This window comes from Serinicoccus sp. CNJ-927 (assembly GCF_001942435.1).
In the GTDB taxonomy this organism is placed as follows: domain Bacteria; phylum Actinomycetota; class Actinomycetes; order Actinomycetales; family Dermatophilaceae; genus Ornithinicoccus; species Ornithinicoccus marinus.
Window position 1 is genome coordinate 235,601 of record NZ_MKKF01000022.1, and the last position, 13,507, is coordinate 249,107.

Below are 13,507 nucleotides of genomic sequence, written 5' to 3' on the forward strand. Positions count from 1 at the left end.
GTGGCCTACACGGATCACCCCGGGAATAGCACAGGCTGACGCCGGGAGGGTTGTTCAGAAGCGGTGACCGGGCTGATTCCGGTCGGCGAGCTGGAGCGGGACAGTTACCTCAGCCCGCGCGAGGTTCGGCGGGTCGGAGCCGATGCTGCGCAGCCTTGCGAGGCGGCCGACGGACGAACTTGGGCGGGAGCTCGTCGGCGGCCTCGAGGTCGGCCCAGTCGGTCCCCAACCAGTCGCACGCCATGAGCACGTTCATCGCCCCGAGCAGGAAGCCGAGCATGAGTCCGACCCGGGCACGACCACGGACGCGGATGGACCACTTGGTGAGGTTCGTCCGGTTGACGCGGAGTTCGGCGTTGGTCGACTCGACGGCCGAGCGTCGCCAGTAGGCGGCCTGCCACGCGGTCGTGCCGAAGCCGACCCGCTGGAAGGTGCGGGCGTAGCCGTCCTCAGGGTCGAGGACGACCGTGACGCTGCACCCGCACGGCCGGCCGGGACGGCAGCTGGTCGTCGGCCGTGACGCGGTGCGCTTCAGCCGCTTCGAGGACGGGGTGTTGTCGCAGCGGACCCTGCCGGTGACCGCGGGCCCACGCAGGCGAACCTTCCCGGTTCCGGGCTCGGGGGCGCCGTAGTCGGTGAAGCGGTACGGCTCGCGCTCGTCGTACCGTGCGGCCAGCTCGGCCCGCTCGTCGCTGGTCATGCCCATCCGGTATCCGGGCAGCTCCCACATGCGTTCGGGGAGCGCGTCGCTGTACAGCTGGCCGTCCACCCAGATGGTGCCCGGTCGTGGGCCCGGTCCGGTCTTGCGCTGGACCGGGTGGAGGTCGAGGTACTGCTCGATGCCCTGGCCGATGATGCTCGGACCCCAGGGCGTCAGGTAGGTGTAGCCACGGTCGGCAAGGACGGTGGCGGGGCGTCGCACGAGGTGGTCGAGGCTGCCTGGCCTCCCTCGGCGCGGTCGTCACCGGCGCCGCGCAGGGACACGCCGCGGACGAACGCCGGGACCGGGTCGCTGCCGAGGTCCGGGACGTCGACGACCAGGTGCGCCTCGTACCCGTTGTAGATGCTGGACTGGCCGGACTTCTTGCCCCGCCAACCCTCCCTGGCGTCGGGGTCGATGGTGTGCACGAGCCGACCGTCGGGGCCGGTCCGCGGCCAGCCCTCGGTCCGGACCACCGGTGCCCGTTCGTCGCTGTCGACCGGGACGTGCTCCTCGAGGATGTCCGGCAGCCGGTCCTTGGAGGTCGACCGGCGCTGGTACGGGCTCTCGATGGCAGTGCCGTCCAGGGCCTTGGTTCCGGTGTCGGGGACGAGGGTGGGGACGCCGCCGCGGGCAAGTCGACTCATCGCGGCGTCGACGTCGATTCCGAGGGCCGGGCTGAGGACCTCGCCGTGGTCGGGTCGACCGTCTCCTGCATCGCACCGGCCAGGCTCTCGAAGGTGCTGCGCAAGGTCCGGGAGGAGAAGCGGGTCAGGCCGAACATGGCGCGTTGGTCGTCCGAGAGGCCATAGGCGGCTCGCGCGGCATTGCTGACGTACATCGGGCCGCGTCCGTCCAGGGCCACCAGGGCCAGGACGCACAGGAGCGTCCGATGGCTGACGTGGCGCGGGCGACCGGTCAGCTGGGGCAGCCTCTCCTCGCACAGCGCGACCAGGCCGCTACGGTCCACGATGGCCACCGCCTCGCGGCACATCGCGTCGGAGTACGACTGGCGCGACCCCTGGCGTTCCAGGTCCCGCTCGATGTTGTGGGCCCTCGGCTGGGCGGCCCGGACGGAGCGCGGCCGGGAACGGGTCTTGCGGTGACGGCGCTTCACCCCGGCTCTCCTGCGGCTCGGTGCAGGTAGGTCTCCTCGCGCAGGGGTAGGTGCGGGACGGCCCAGTCCAGTGCGCTGCCGGACCGAAGGCCGGGCACCTCGTAGAACTCGGGAAGCGTCAGACGGCCCTCGGACAAGACGTCGACCATCCAGGTGTTCCGGAGCAGACCGGGCGTGGCCCTGGGTAGGTAGCGCGGGAACTCCACGTCTTTGAAGATGTCCTCGTGGGTGCGCACGGGCAGCAGGTGGTCACCGAACACCCGGTCGTCGTCGGTGGACCGCACGACCTCGAGCACCCCCTCCGCGTACGCCATCCTCGCAGGCACGAGCCGCCCGTCAGCGCGGCACACGACAAGGCCGTCATCCTCGAAGACGTCGTCCTGACACAGCTTGAGCATCTCGCCGGCCCGAAGCCCGAACGCCAGTCCCAGGTGGAGGGTGGCGGACAGGACGAAGGTGCGGCGCGCGGTGGCCTGCTGCTCGACGAGACGGAACAGCCGTCGGACCTGGTCAGCTGAGTAGAAGTTGCGGTTCTGGTTTCGGGGGAAGGTCTCGGGGTTGACGTTCCAGATGACGCTGCTCGGGGCATTGGCCTTCGCCACCGTGCGCAGGTGGGAACGGTAGGTACTGACGGACGGGTCCTCCGCGGTGACCAGGTATGCCTCAATGCGGTCTTCGGTCCAGATGAGCTCTGGGTCGAGAGGGGTGCCGTTCGCCTCGCACCACTGCAGGTACCGGGTGACGAAGGCCAGCCGGTTCTGTGTTGTCGAGGAACTGCGGGGCAGAGCCTTGGCAACAGCAGGGATGACGTGCGGACGCAGCCGTCGCCAGGTGGCCTCGTCGACGATGTCGGCGCGGGGAGAGTAGACCTCGAGGATGCCCTCCGGCTCCATGAGACGGCCTCGCCTCCAGATGGGGGATGCGGGCCCCTGTGCGGGGCTCATCGGTGCGCTCCAGTGCGTCGGGCACCGGGCAAGCGGTGGTAGTTACCACCATGACAGTAGGTCGGGTGGCCACGGTGAGCAAGGCGCGCTCGATTCGCATCCCGCAGTCCGCGCCAGTTCCGCGTTACGGTCGCGGCATGGTCCGCCCGTCCCGCCCGGCTCCGCGCGAGCTCGTGGACCCGTGGCCGACCGGGGACGCGCGAGACGCAGCCGCCGCTGTCGCTGCCCGGCTCGCCGTCAACCTGCGCGAGGCGGTGGCGGGCAGGTCGACCCGGGCCGTCGCCGAGCTGACCGGCGTCGACCGAACGACCGTCGCGGCCATCCTCAACGGCACGACCTGGCCCGACCTGGCGACGGTGGCCAGACTGGAACACGGACTGGTCGTCGACCTCTGGCCAGGTGGTGTCGCCAAGGGCTTCGGCGGGTAGGCAGAGCTGTTGCACACCTCCCCTGCGCCCTCCAGGTCAGGATCAGGTGGCTCCTGAGCGAGCGGATCTGACGCTCACCACCCGATATGGGCGTTGGAGCGCCAGGTCCGCGCAATCTGTGCCAGATATGGCGCAATATTGCCTCCCTGGAGCCGGGGTCCGCGAACTCCGGCGAGGCAAACGTAGCGTCAGCGCCGTGGTGCAGCGCTCGTCCGACCCGCCAGACCCGCACCGGCCGCGGACGTATCTTGAGGTGCCCCAGACGTTCGGGCTCAGGCCGGCGAAGGCCCGGGGCGACCTGCCGCCGGACGGTCGCTCACGTGACCTGCGCGAGGCGGCGATGAGGCAACACGTCGTGGTGCAGTCGGTCCGCACTCTCATGGCACACCAGGGGCTGAACCAGAGCGAGCTCGCCGACGTCACGAAGATCCCACGTCGCACGCTAGTCCGTATCCTCTCCGGGGAGACCTGGGTGCAGACCCACCACCTAGTCACCCTGGGGCGTGTGCTGGGGACGAGTCTCTACGCGGTGCCGCGACTTGAGGACCTCACCTTCGACACGACATGGGTCGGGATGCCGGCACGGAGCGGGGCCGAGGACATCAAAGAGGCCGACTGATATCGGCGGGCCGCGCCCGGGTGTGTCAGACCTGCCGACTAGGTTGGGGCGAAAGTTGGCCGTTGCGGCATGTTCAGTAGAGAACGGGTCGACGAGAAGCGCGGAACGAGGTCAAGGATGAGTCCAGCGGCGGGCAGGGCAGCGGTCGTCAGCACCCCTGGTGGGCACGCTGCGCAGATCAAGTCCAGGCAGCGGGTCCGTGACCTGGCTGAGGTCTACACCCACGAGCGCGAGGTCAACGCGATGCTCGACCTAGTGCTCGACATGTTCCCCAGCGCGGACGCCCCGGGCAACCACGACCGACGGTTCCTGGAGCCGGCGTGCGGGTCCGGCAACTTCCTCGAGGCCATCATGCGTCGCAAGCTGGCGACGGTCACGAGCCAGCGGTACGGGCGGGGCCAGAGGTTCGAGTTCCGGGTGATGCGGTGCCTGACCTCGACGTACGGCATCGACATCGACACCGAGAACGTCGAGCCGGCACGACGCCGGCTCCACGACGTCGTCGAGTGGCACCTGCACTCCCAGCTCAACACCCGGGAGGCCAGCACCGGCTTCTACGCCGCGGTCGAGCACGTGCTGTCCACCAACATCGTGCGCGCCAACACGCTTACGGACGGAAGGACGCTGATGCTGGTCGAGTACCAGCCCTCCCGAGGCAACACCTTCATCAGGCGGTGGTCGCCACTGGAAGAGCCAGAGCCGGCACCGGTGGACCTGTTCAGCATCGACAAGGAGCCGGAGGAGGACGCGGTGCCGGTGCACTACAGCCTGCTGGCGGACAACCCGCGGCCGGTGCGGGCGGAGGTGCCGGCATGAGCCCTTCCTACCTGGCTGAGCAGCACGTCCCGGACATCCTCGACTGCCTGGCACAGCTGTCCAACGACGAGGTGCCGACCCCGCCGAAGTTGGCCCGCGCGATGCTCGACCTGCTGCCTGAGGAAGTCTGGTCCGACCCGGACCTGAAGTGGCTCGACCCGTTCTGCAAGTCGGGGGTCTTCCTGCGCGAGATCGCTACCCGCCTCCTGGACGGGCTGGTCGACTGGGAGCCGGACTTCGTCAGGCGCCGCGAGCACATCTTCCGCACGATGCTGCACGGGGCGGCGATCACCGAGATGACCGGCATCATCTCCCGCCGCAGCGTCTACTGCGCGGCCGACGCCTCGGGCACCCACAGTGTGGTTCGGTTCGACGACCCACAGGGCAACCTTCCGTTCGTGGCAGCCGAGCACAAGTTCGACAAGGGCGGGAAGTGCCGCCTCTGCAACGCACCAGACGACTTGGAACGAGGCGAGGGCCGAGAGAACTACGCCTACTCGTTCATCCACGGCGCGTACCCAACCGAGGAGATGGCCACCATGAAGTTCGACGTGATCGTCGGGAACCCGCCATACCAGGTCGGTACGGAAGGGCACGGCGCGACAGCATCGACCATCTACCACCGCTTCGTCGAGCGTGCCATCGACCTCGACCCCCGCTACGTCGTGATGATCACTCCTTCGCGGTGGTTCGCGGGCGGGAAGGGTGTCGACGCCTTCCGTGACAGGATGATCTCCGACAGGCGGCTAAGGGCTCTCGTCGACAACCCGAAGCTCTTCGACTGCTTCCCCGGAGTGGAGATCAAGGGTGGAGTCAGCTACTTCCTGTGGGACCGTGCGTATGACGGAGACGTCGAGTTCTCGACCCGCGTCGACGGTGTCATCAGGTCGACGATGAAGCGCGACCTGCGCGACGGCGATGGCGTCCTCATCCGTGACAACCGAGCCATGGACATCATCCAGAAGGCGGATCCGAAGGGCGACTCGGTCGAAGCTCATGCGACTGTCACCAAGCCGTTCGGCCTGACCATGAGGTCCAACTACCCGGGCAGCGTCGCCGAGCCCTTCGAAGGGGCCATCCCCCTCATCTACGGCAACAAGGTCGGCTACAGCAGGCCGGACCAGATCCAGCGCAACCACCAGTGGATCGACCGTTGGAAGGTACTGCTGCCTAGGACTGGAGACGGACACGGACGCGAGGAGGCGTACGTGCTTGGGGAGCCGATCGGGCTGTCTCCCGGCTCGGCCTGCACACAGACGTACTTCATCGTCGGAATGTTCGACAGCCGAGAAGAGACGGAGAACTTCACCCATTACATCGCGACAAAGTTCGTGCGGTTCTTGGTCCTGCAGCGCAAGGTCACGCAGGATGTCACTCCCGAGAGGTTCCGGTTCGTGCCGATGCTGGACATGACTCGGCGGTGGACTGACGAGGACCTCTACGAGCATTTCGGCCTCTCCGAGGAGGAGCGCGAGTACGTCGAGAGCAGGATCGCCCCGCGCGAAGTGAACCTCACTGGCATCGACTCGCCCGACGGCATCCCCGCGAGCCACATGCCGGGCGGCGCCAAGTACCGGCCTGGCGCCGTCGTCGACGAGACTGAGGACGACGAGTGACGAACCGCGTCTACGTCTACACGGTTGTCGGTAAGGACGCCGAGCCCTGGGAACGCACCGAGGGCTCGAAGCTCGTCACAGGTTCGGGCCTCCTCAAGGTTGGCCAGACCACAAAAGGCACCGCGCGGGCCCGGATCAAGCAGCAGCTGAACACGGCATACCCGGGCCTCAAGGGTGTCTCGATCCTGCTCGACGAGCCGGCGACCCGGGCTGACGGATCGGAGTTCAGCGACCACGACGTGCACTCGGCGCTGGTCGCCGCCGGTATCAACAGGACGGGCGGCGAGTGGTTCGAGGGCACCCTGGACGAGGTCAAGGCCGCGATCCAGGTCGTCCGCTCGGGCGTGGCTTACGCGCCGAAGCGCACGCAGTCCTTCGGGATGAGGCCCGAGCAGCAGGCGGCCGTCGAGGCGACCGCGGCCTACTTCCGCAACCATGCTGGCGCCGTCGCCCCCAAGTTCCTGTGGAACGCCAAGATGCGGTTCGGCAAGACCTTCTCCACCTACCAACTGGCCAAGGAGATGGGCTGGCAGAAGGTGCTGGTGCTGACCTTCAAGCCAGCTGTCGCCACCGCATGGCAGGACGACCTGGTCTCGCACGTCGACTTCGACGGGTGGCTCTACGTCGACAAGGAGTCCACCGAGGGGGAACGCTACGAGGCCGCTGACTACCAGGGCCCGGTGGTCTGGTTCGCCTCCCTGCAGGACCTCGGTGGCCGTGACGCTGACGGCAACATCAAGGCCAAGAACGAGGTCATTCACCTGATCGAGTGGGACGCCATCGTCCTGGACGAGTACCACTTCGGGGCGTGGCGTGACTCGGCCCGGGCGCTCTACGACCCGACCGACCAGGACGAGGCGGAGGCCGTGGAGCCCGATGACCGGGTGACGGCCGAGGACCTGTCCGAAGAGCTCGAGGTCAAGGCCAAGCACTACCTCTACCTGTCTGGCACCCCGTTCCGGGCGATCACCGACGGAGAGTTCACCGAGGACGCGATCTTCAACTGGACCTACGTCGACGAGCAGCGCGAGAAGACCCACTGGGACGACGCCGACGGTCCCAACCCGTACATCACGCTGCCCCAGATGCAGATGTACTCCTACGAGATGGGTAAGGAGGCCGCTGACTACGCTCAGGACGGGGAGTTCAACGGCTTCAGCCTCAACGAGTTCTTCAAGGCGACCAAGACCGGTGACGGCTTCGAGTTCGAGCGCCCTGACGAGGTAGGCGAGTTCCTCGAGATGCTGCGCGGCAAGCTCTCGGACCAGATGAAGCTGCAGGTGCTCGCCCAGGAGAAGCCCCCGTTCCCCTACGAGGCGGTCCGGTTCAAGTCGGCGGTCAAGCACTCGGTCTGGTACATGAACAACGTCGCAGCCTGCTTCGCGATGGCCGAGATGCTGCGGGCCCACCCGTTCTTCTCCCAGTTCGAGATCGTCGTCGCGGCCGGCAACAAGGCCGGGCAGGGCGTGGCCGCACTACCCCCGGTCGAGCGGGCCATCGAGGACGTCAAGAAGGGCGAGGGCGTCGGCTCCATCACCCTGTCCTGCGGCAAGCTGATGACCGGGGTCACCGTCCGCGAATGGGGGGCGATCCTCATGCTGCGGTCCCTCAAGAGCCCGGAATCCTACTTCCAGTCGGCGTTCCGGGTCCAGTCCCCCTGGGCATACCGCGACGCCGAGGGCAACCTGGACCTGCGCAAGGAGACCTGCTACGTCTTCGAGTTCGACCCCGACCGGGCGCTGTCCCTGGTCGCCGAGTACGGGGCCAAGCTCGCCACGACGGGTGATACCACGCCGACCGAGGCGATCGGCGAGCTGATCAACTACCTGCCCATCTTCGGCTTCGCCGGTGGCGCCATGACCCAGCTCGATGCCTCCGCGGTGCTGGACTGGGCCAGCGCGGGTGTCGGGGCCGCTGCGCTGGCCCGGCGCTGGAACTCGCCGCTGCTGGTCAACGTGAACGAGCACACCCTGGCGGACGTGCTCGCCCAGCCCGACCTGGTGGAGGCGCTGGACAACGTCGAGGACTTCCGGGCACTCGTCCAGACCGGTCAGCAGGTCATCACCAACACCAAGGACCTCAAGAAGGCCAAGCGCGAGCAGGGCGGCAAGCTCACCTCCGAGCAGAAGAAGACCCAGTCGGAGACGGCCAAGCTTCGCAAGGAGATCCGCGAGAAGCTCCAGAAGTTCCTCGCCAAGATCCCGGTCTTCATGTACACCACCGACTACCGGGAGGAGGCGCTCAAGCACGTCATCGAGTCCCTCGACTCCGACCTGTTCGAGCGCGTCACCGGCCTCACCGTCGGCGACTTCAAGACCCTGAGCGACCTGGGACTGTTCAACGCCCAGCACCTTAACCACGCCATCTACCAGTTCAAGCGGTTCGAGTCAGCGAGCCTCGACTACGCCCTGACCGATGACGAGCGCGCACGCCGCCACGACCACGAGCAGATCGGGCTGTGGGACACCGTGACCGTCGAGGAAGGCTGATCGGAAGCGTCGGTGAACCCGGCCAGACGCCGTGCGTCAGCGTGACCAGGTGCTCAGCCGACCCAGGACCTGTGGATTCCGGGTCCTGCTGTCGGAGCGGCGACGTACACTTCGATGAGGTGTGGAAGATCACACTGGTGTAGTTCACAACAACGTGGTCAGCAACCACCACACAGCACCGAACCCTGGCAACCCGCCGGGGCGCGGCGGCACCAGGGCTCGGGTCTCACTTTGGTAGGTGACGGCAAGGGTACAACCGTCGCGACGAGTGCGCGACACGACCTGCCCACAGGCAGGTGGATTGGAGTACCCAGATGACGGTCCAGACCGCCAGCAGCACCATCGCCGAGGCGTTCGACGGCTTCGACGAGAACCTCAAGCTTGACGCGGCCGAGCGCGAGCAGGCCATCGAAAGGTGGAAGGAGGTGCGCAACTCCCTCTCCGAGAACAACCTGTGTACCAGTTCGTTCCTCCAGGGCTCGTTCGGGCGCAAGACGATGCGCAAGCCGCTCAAGGACGTCGACGTCGTCGTCTTCGTCAGCGAGTCGCTCGTCGCCCAGGCCCAGCAGGACGTCGGCACTAGGGGGAGCAACACCGCTGAAGTGGTCATGCGGTACTTCGAGGACGCCCTGCGCGCCACGTTCCCTGGGGCCACCTTCGAGGTCGGTGCCAAGGCCCTCACTGTCGGCTTCGACGACGTGCCCTTCACCGTCGACCTGACACCTGCGCTGGAATCCGAGGAACGGTGGGTGAGGATCGGCAACACGGAGACCGGCGAGTGGGAGCTCAGTGATACCAGGATCATCGGCGACCGCGTGTCGACTCGCAACCAGGCATGTGGGGGACTGTTCGTCCGGCAAGTTCGGATGGCGCGAGAGCTGGTGGCGAAGCTTCGTGAGAGGGACCCACGGCTGGAGTTCGTCAAGGGGCTGACGGCCGAGTCGCTGGTGTACATGGCCGTCAAGCAGCAGGTCGAGCATGCGGATGCCATGCTCGCGTTCCTGCGGACCGCCAAGGCTGCTGTCCTGGGGCCTATCTACACCCCCTCCGGTGTGGATGACCTCACCCAGAAGCACGAGTGGACTGATGAGCACCGGCAGCTTGCCCGGACAGCGTTCGGTACGCTGCTCAACGACGCAGAGGAAGCGTTGGTGCTCGACCAGGCCGGAGACCCACCGGCGGCGCAGTGGGCATGGGCAGAGATCCTCGGCTCCGAGTTTCCCCAGCCTGCGACTTCCGAGCTGGACGCGCTCCGGCGAACCCAAGCCGGATCAGTCACCCGCACCGGGATTACCACCGCCGCTGTGACGACCCCAGTGAAAGTCGCCCCCCAGCGCGCATGGGCACCGTGAGTCTCGACCTCGCACTTGAGCGCCCTGGCGAAGCAGCACGGCAGCTCCTCACTGCACCCTTGGTCCTAAATGCCACCGGGTGGCATCGCTCGGTGCTCGTATCGGAAGGTGCCTGCCTCGGAGAGGTGCGCCGCGACGTGGCGGTTATTCGAGTCGGGGTCGCGCCACCACTGGAACTCCGAGCACATGGCTACCCGGACGAGCTCCTGGACATCCAGATCGGTCCAGGACTCGACTACGCCGTCTATCCGGCTCAGCCCGAAGCGAGGAAGTTTGAGCACCGGTACCCCGAGGGTCGTCTCTGCCTCGAGATGCCGGACGACCCGGCCGATCGAAGGTGGCATCGGGAGTATGGTCTCGAGTCGCTCGTCATCACCGGGGCCAGGCACATGTGGTACGAGGAGTACAGGCGTCGTACCGGCGAGTGGCCTGTCGAGGATGCGCCGCACGGCTACCCCGCACCTCGACCCACCAAGCCGAACAGGAAGGCCAGGAGAGGACGTCGTTGATGGAACCGCTCACTACCGTCATTGTGGCAGTGCTGTCTTCAGGCGCGCTGTCCGCGCTGATCACCGTGGCGCTGAATGAGCGTGCTGAACGTCGGAAGGTCAGGCGGGAGAGGTACGTCCAGGTCGTCTCGACCCTCGTCGCGAAAGCAGAAATGCCTTACCGGGTCCGACGCCGGGTTGACGACCGACCAGGGACGTTGCAGAACCTCGCGGGCCAGATCCACGATCTCCAGGAGCAACTCGTTGTCGACGAGACCTGGGTGGCCGCGGACTCAGCCGAGGTGCTGGAAGGGCTCCGCAGCGTTCGAAAGATCTTGGACCCTTGGTTCACCGAGCAGTGCCAAGCCGCCTGGCGGGCAAGTCTGATCGTCGACGGCCCGAGCATGAATCTTGACCCTCCGCTGCCGCCCGCCCCGATCCGAGGAGAGCTGGTGAAGTTGCAGGAGTCCATCGCGAAGAGGACGTCGGTCTGGGTGGCCTGAGAGCGGCAGAACCGTGTACAGAACGATTGGCATGGCGTGTACAGCACGGCCCGGAACAGGCGGCAAATCGTGAGGTCAGGGAGTTAGCGCCGACCCCCGCCCATGTCCTGCGGGACCGAACGGGTCGATCCGTGCAGCACGGGTCGACCCGTTCGCGCGTTCGTGACGCTCACGGGGTGGTCCACACGGCTAGCTCGGCCCCCGTGGGGTCGGTGAAGTGGAACCGTCGACCTCCAGGGAAGTCGAAGGGCGGGACGGTGATGACGCCGCCGGCCTGCTGCACCGATGTCAGCGTGGTGTCGAGGTCGTCGGAGTAGAGGACGACCAGCGGCGACGCTGCGCCATCGGCGGCGAGGCCGCCCATCTCTGCGAACTCCTGCTCGTCGTCATCCGCGGAGAGACCGGTCTGCGTGGGGACGCGGATGCCGGTATACCCCGGTCCGTAGTCGGTGAACTCCCAGCCGAAGGCTCGGCGTAGAACCGGCGGGAGGTCGCCATGTCCGGTGCCGGGAGCTCGATGTAGTCGATCGTGTGATGTCGAATCCTCATGGACTGCACGCTAGGAGGCCGTGCCGACAAACCTGATGCGGGCCGCGCCGCCGACTCGCGTGGCCCGCCGTCAGCTGGCGCGCGACCTGGTGAGCGAGGCCAGCCGGGCGCCCAGCAGGCCGACCGCCACGAGTCCGGCCAGGGCGACGAGCAGCAGACCCTCCGGCAGCACCCCGGCGCCCCAGTGCCAGGAGGTGACGGGGCCCATCGGACTGCCGAAGGCATACCGTGCCAGCAGCGCGGGGGTGAGGGCGCACAGGATCGCCAGGGCGGTCGGCCAGGCGAGTCCGGCCGCCCGGGTCGCCACCCGGCGGCGGCGCTGCGGCCAGGAGCGCGAGCGATGCAGGCCCACCGCACCGAGGAGCAGCACCAGGACGATCACGGCCCCGAAGACGGTCGCCGGCCGCACGAGCGGCTGCGCGGGGACCTCGATCTGCTGCCCCGCCGCCTCGGCGGCCAGGGCGCGGGCCAGCATCCCGGGGGTCCCGACCGAGTCGGTGAGGACCACCGCGGCGTCGCCGGTCGGTCGCCCCTGCTCGTCCGCGACGATGGCCATGTGCGAGGTCCAGGTGACCAGCGCGCCGCCGTGCTCGACGAGGTCCACCCCCCGCTCCTGGGCGAAGGACCAGCCGAGACCGTAGCCGTCGACCCCCTCCGTGCCCGGCTGCGGCGTGCGCAGCTCGCGCAGACCCTCGGTGGTCAGCAGCGGCTCGCCACCGGGCGTGCCCCCGTCGCCCGCCTGGAACTGCAGCCAGGTCGCGACGTCCTCGGCGGTGCTGACCATCCCGCCGGACCCGACACAGTTGTCGTCGGGCTCGGGATACGGCACGACCTGCCCGAAGACCACGGTATGCCCGCTGCCCAGACCGTCGACCGCGTCGGCGCAGCCCGTGAGGGCGGTCGTCGCGTCCATCCCGAGCGGGGCCAGCAGCTCCTCGCGGAGCACCTGGTCGAAGGGCCGACCGGTGGCGCGCTCGACCGCGGCGGCGGCGAGGGCATACCCGGTGTTGGAGTAGACGTGCTCGGTGCCCGGGTCGGCGGCCAACGTCTCGTCCCGCAGGTCGGCGAGCAGCACGGCGGGGTCGACGCTCGCGGGGCGGCCGAGGTCGCGGGTGCTGCCGCCCCCGATCCCGCTGGTGTGCGCCAGCAGCATCCGCAGGGTGATCTGCCCGGCACGCTCGTCGGCCATGGCGAACTCGGGGAGCGTCGCGGTCAGCGGTGCGTCGAGGTCGACCTCGCCCTGCTCGACCAGGACCATCACCAGGGTGGCCGTGAACGACTTGGACATCGAGGCGATGCGGAAGGGCGTGCTCCCGTCGACGGCGGCCCCGAGCGCGTCCTCGCCGTGACCACGGACCGTCACCTCGCCGTCGTCCACGACCGCGAGCGCCAGCGCCGACGCGGGGGAGCGGTCGAGGTATGCCGCCATCGGGTCGTCCGTGGCCGCGGCAGCGGGCCGGGAGGTGTCGAGGCCGGCTACGGCGACGGCGAGCAGGAGCAGGACGAGGAGCGGGCGCAGGATCGTCGCGGGTCGCGTGGTCATGGTGTCGACGCTAGGCAGCGACGCCTGGGGGCGCCCCGGGGTCAGCACCCGAACCGCACGGGGGCTGACCCCCGGTCAGGTCCGGAGCTGGTCGGCCAGGAAGGCCATCGCCTCAGGCCAGTGCTGCTCGAGGTACTGCCGGTCGTGACCGCCTGCGTCGAAGAGGGTCTGCGCGTCGGGCCCGCGCGTGCCAATAGGTGTCGCCCCCGTCGACGGCGGTCACCGCCAGCTGGTGACGCTGCGCCAGGCGCGCTGCGAGCGGCGGCTCGAACCAGGATCGGGAGCTGCCGCCGTGGCCGTGCAGCGCCACGACCGTGGCCCGGGCGTCCTCCGGCAGGGCCAG

Annotated in this window: 14 protein-coding genes; 8 read left to right on the forward strand and 6 right to left on the reverse strand. The window is 68.2% G+C overall.

The annotated features are described in order from the left end of the window. Positions 1–109: 109 nt before the first annotated feature. The 4 genes from BJF86_RS08590 to BJF86_RS08605 are packed head-to-tail and all read right to left on the reverse strand — an operon-like array spanning position 110 to position 2,761. The gene (locus BJF86_RS08590) at positions 110–922 is read right to left on the reverse strand and encodes a hypothetical protein (RefSeq protein WP_075818132.1); all 813 of its coding nucleotides are present in this window, start codon (positions 920–922) and stop codon (positions 110–112) included. Beyond that, positions 874–1,347: a hypothetical protein gene (locus BJF86_RS08595; RefSeq protein WP_075818134.1), complete on the reverse strand. Its 474-nt coding sequence runs from the start codon at positions 1,345–1,347 to the stop codon at positions 874–876. The genes BJF86_RS08590 and BJF86_RS08595 overlap by 49 nt, the downstream gene beginning before the upstream one ends. Beyond that, on the reverse strand, positions 1,344–1,817 hold the full coding sequence (locus BJF86_RS08600; RefSeq protein WP_075818136.1) for a hypothetical protein: 474 nt from the start codon (positions 1,815–1,817) through the stop codon (positions 1,344–1,346). The genes BJF86_RS08595 and BJF86_RS08600 overlap by 4 nt, the downstream gene beginning before the upstream one ends. Then, a complete protein-coding gene (locus tag BJF86_RS08605; RefSeq protein ID WP_143553764.1) occupies positions 1,814–2,761 on the reverse strand; it encodes a hypothetical protein in 948 nt (315 codons plus the stop codon). The genes BJF86_RS08600 and BJF86_RS08605 overlap by 4 nt, the downstream gene beginning before the upstream one ends. Before the next feature lie 137 nt (positions 2,762–2,898). Here BJF86_RS08605 and BJF86_RS08610 point away from each other — a divergent pair, with 137 nt between their 5' ends. From BJF86_RS08610 to BJF86_RS08645, 8 genes are all read left to right on the forward strand, one after another. Next, the gene (locus BJF86_RS08610; protein WP_083652858.1) at positions 2,899–3,189 is read left to right on the forward strand and encodes a helix-turn-helix domain-containing protein; all 291 of its coding nucleotides are present in this window, start codon (positions 2,899–2,901) and stop codon (positions 3,187–3,189) included. Positions 3,190–3,442: 253 nt separating this feature from the next. Continuing rightward, a complete protein-coding gene (locus tag BJF86_RS08615; protein WP_237768142.1) occupies positions 3,443–3,808 on the forward strand; it encodes a helix-turn-helix domain-containing protein in 366 nt (121 codons plus the stop codon). 117 nt (positions 3,809–3,925) lie between these two features. Next, on the forward strand, positions 3,926–4,624 hold the full coding sequence (locus tag BJF86_RS08620) for a type III restriction endonuclease subunit M (RefSeq protein ID WP_075818142.1): 699 nt from the start codon (positions 3,926–3,928) through the stop codon (positions 4,622–4,624). Continuing rightward, positions 4,621–6,240, forward strand: coding sequence for an Eco57I restriction-modification methylase domain-containing protein (locus tag BJF86_RS08625; protein ID WP_075818144.1), 1,620 nt, complete (start codon positions 4,621–4,623; stop codon positions 6,238–6,240). The genes BJF86_RS08620 and BJF86_RS08625 overlap by 4 nt, the downstream gene beginning before the upstream one ends. Continuing rightward, on the forward strand, positions 6,237–8,729 hold the full coding sequence (locus BJF86_RS08630) for a GIY-YIG nuclease family protein (protein ID WP_075818146.1): 2,493 nt from the start codon (positions 6,237–6,239) through the stop codon (positions 8,727–8,729). Before BJF86_RS08625 ends, BJF86_RS08630 begins: the two co-directional genes overlap by 4 nt. A 314-nt stretch (positions 8,730–9,043) precedes the next feature. Beyond that, positions 9,044–10,081 carry a nucleotidyltransferase gene (locus BJF86_RS08635; protein ID WP_075818148.1) on the forward strand — a complete coding sequence of 346 codons (1,038 nt, stop codon included), beginning with the start codon at positions 9,044–9,046 and terminating at the stop codon, positions 10,079–10,081. Further along, complete coding sequence (locus BJF86_RS17525) at positions 10,078–10,590, forward strand: hypothetical protein (RefSeq protein ID WP_237768143.1); 513 nt, start codon at positions 10,078–10,080, stop codon at positions 10,588–10,590. Before BJF86_RS08635 ends, BJF86_RS17525 begins: the two co-directional genes overlap by 4 nt. Next, a complete protein-coding gene (locus BJF86_RS08645) occupies positions 10,590–11,072 on the forward strand; it encodes a hypothetical protein (RefSeq protein ID WP_075818152.1) in 483 nt (160 codons plus the stop codon). Before BJF86_RS17525 ends, BJF86_RS08645 begins: the two co-directional genes overlap by 1 nt. 169 nt (positions 11,073–11,241) lie before the next feature. Here BJF86_RS08645 and BJF86_RS18835 read toward each other — a convergent pair whose 3' ends face one another. Further along, positions 11,242–11,496, reverse strand: coding sequence for a VOC family protein (locus BJF86_RS18835; protein ID WP_414819937.1), 255 nt, complete (start codon positions 11,494–11,496; stop codon positions 11,242–11,244). A gap of 195 nt (positions 11,497–11,691) precedes the next feature. Next, positions 11,692–13,164, reverse strand: a complete 1,473-nt coding sequence (locus BJF86_RS08655) for a serine hydrolase domain-containing protein (RefSeq protein WP_083652862.1) — start codon at positions 13,162–13,164, stop codon at positions 11,692–11,694. Between the last annotated feature and the right edge of the window lie 343 nt (positions 13,165–13,507).

Excerpts from the sequence above, each read along its gene's own strand:
- BJF86_RS08595 (WP_075818134.1), bottom strand. The coding sequence starts at position 1,347 with ATGAGTCGACTTGCCCGCGGCGGCGTCCCCACCCTCGTCCCCGACACC.
- BJF86_RS08605 (WP_143553764.1), bottom strand. The coding sequence starts at position 2,761 with ATGAGCCCCGCACAGGGGCCCGCATCCCCCATCTGGAGGCGAGGCCGT.
- BJF86_RS08610 (WP_083652858.1), top strand. The coding sequence starts at position 2,899 with ATGGTCCGCCCGTCCCGCCCGGCTCCGCGCGAGCTCGTGGACCCGTGG.
- BJF86_RS08620 (WP_075818142.1), top strand. The coding sequence starts at position 3,926 with ATGAGTCCAGCGGCGGGCAGGGCAGCGGTCGTCAGCACCCCTGGTGGG.
- BJF86_RS08625 (WP_075818144.1), top strand. The coding sequence starts at position 4,621 with ATGAGCCCTTCCTACCTGGCTGAGCAGCACGTCCCGGACATCCTCGAC.
- BJF86_RS08635 (WP_075818148.1), top strand. The coding sequence starts at position 9,044 with ATGACGGTCCAGACCGCCAGCAGCACCATCGCCGAGGCGTTCGACGGC.
- BJF86_RS08645 (WP_075818152.1), top strand. The coding sequence starts at position 10,590 with ATGGAACCGCTCACTACCGTCATTGTGGCAGTGCTGTCTTCAGGCGCG.
- BJF86_RS08655 (WP_083652862.1), bottom strand. The coding sequence starts at position 13,164 with ATGACCACGCGACCCGCGACGATCCTGCGCCCGCTCCTCGTCCTGCTC.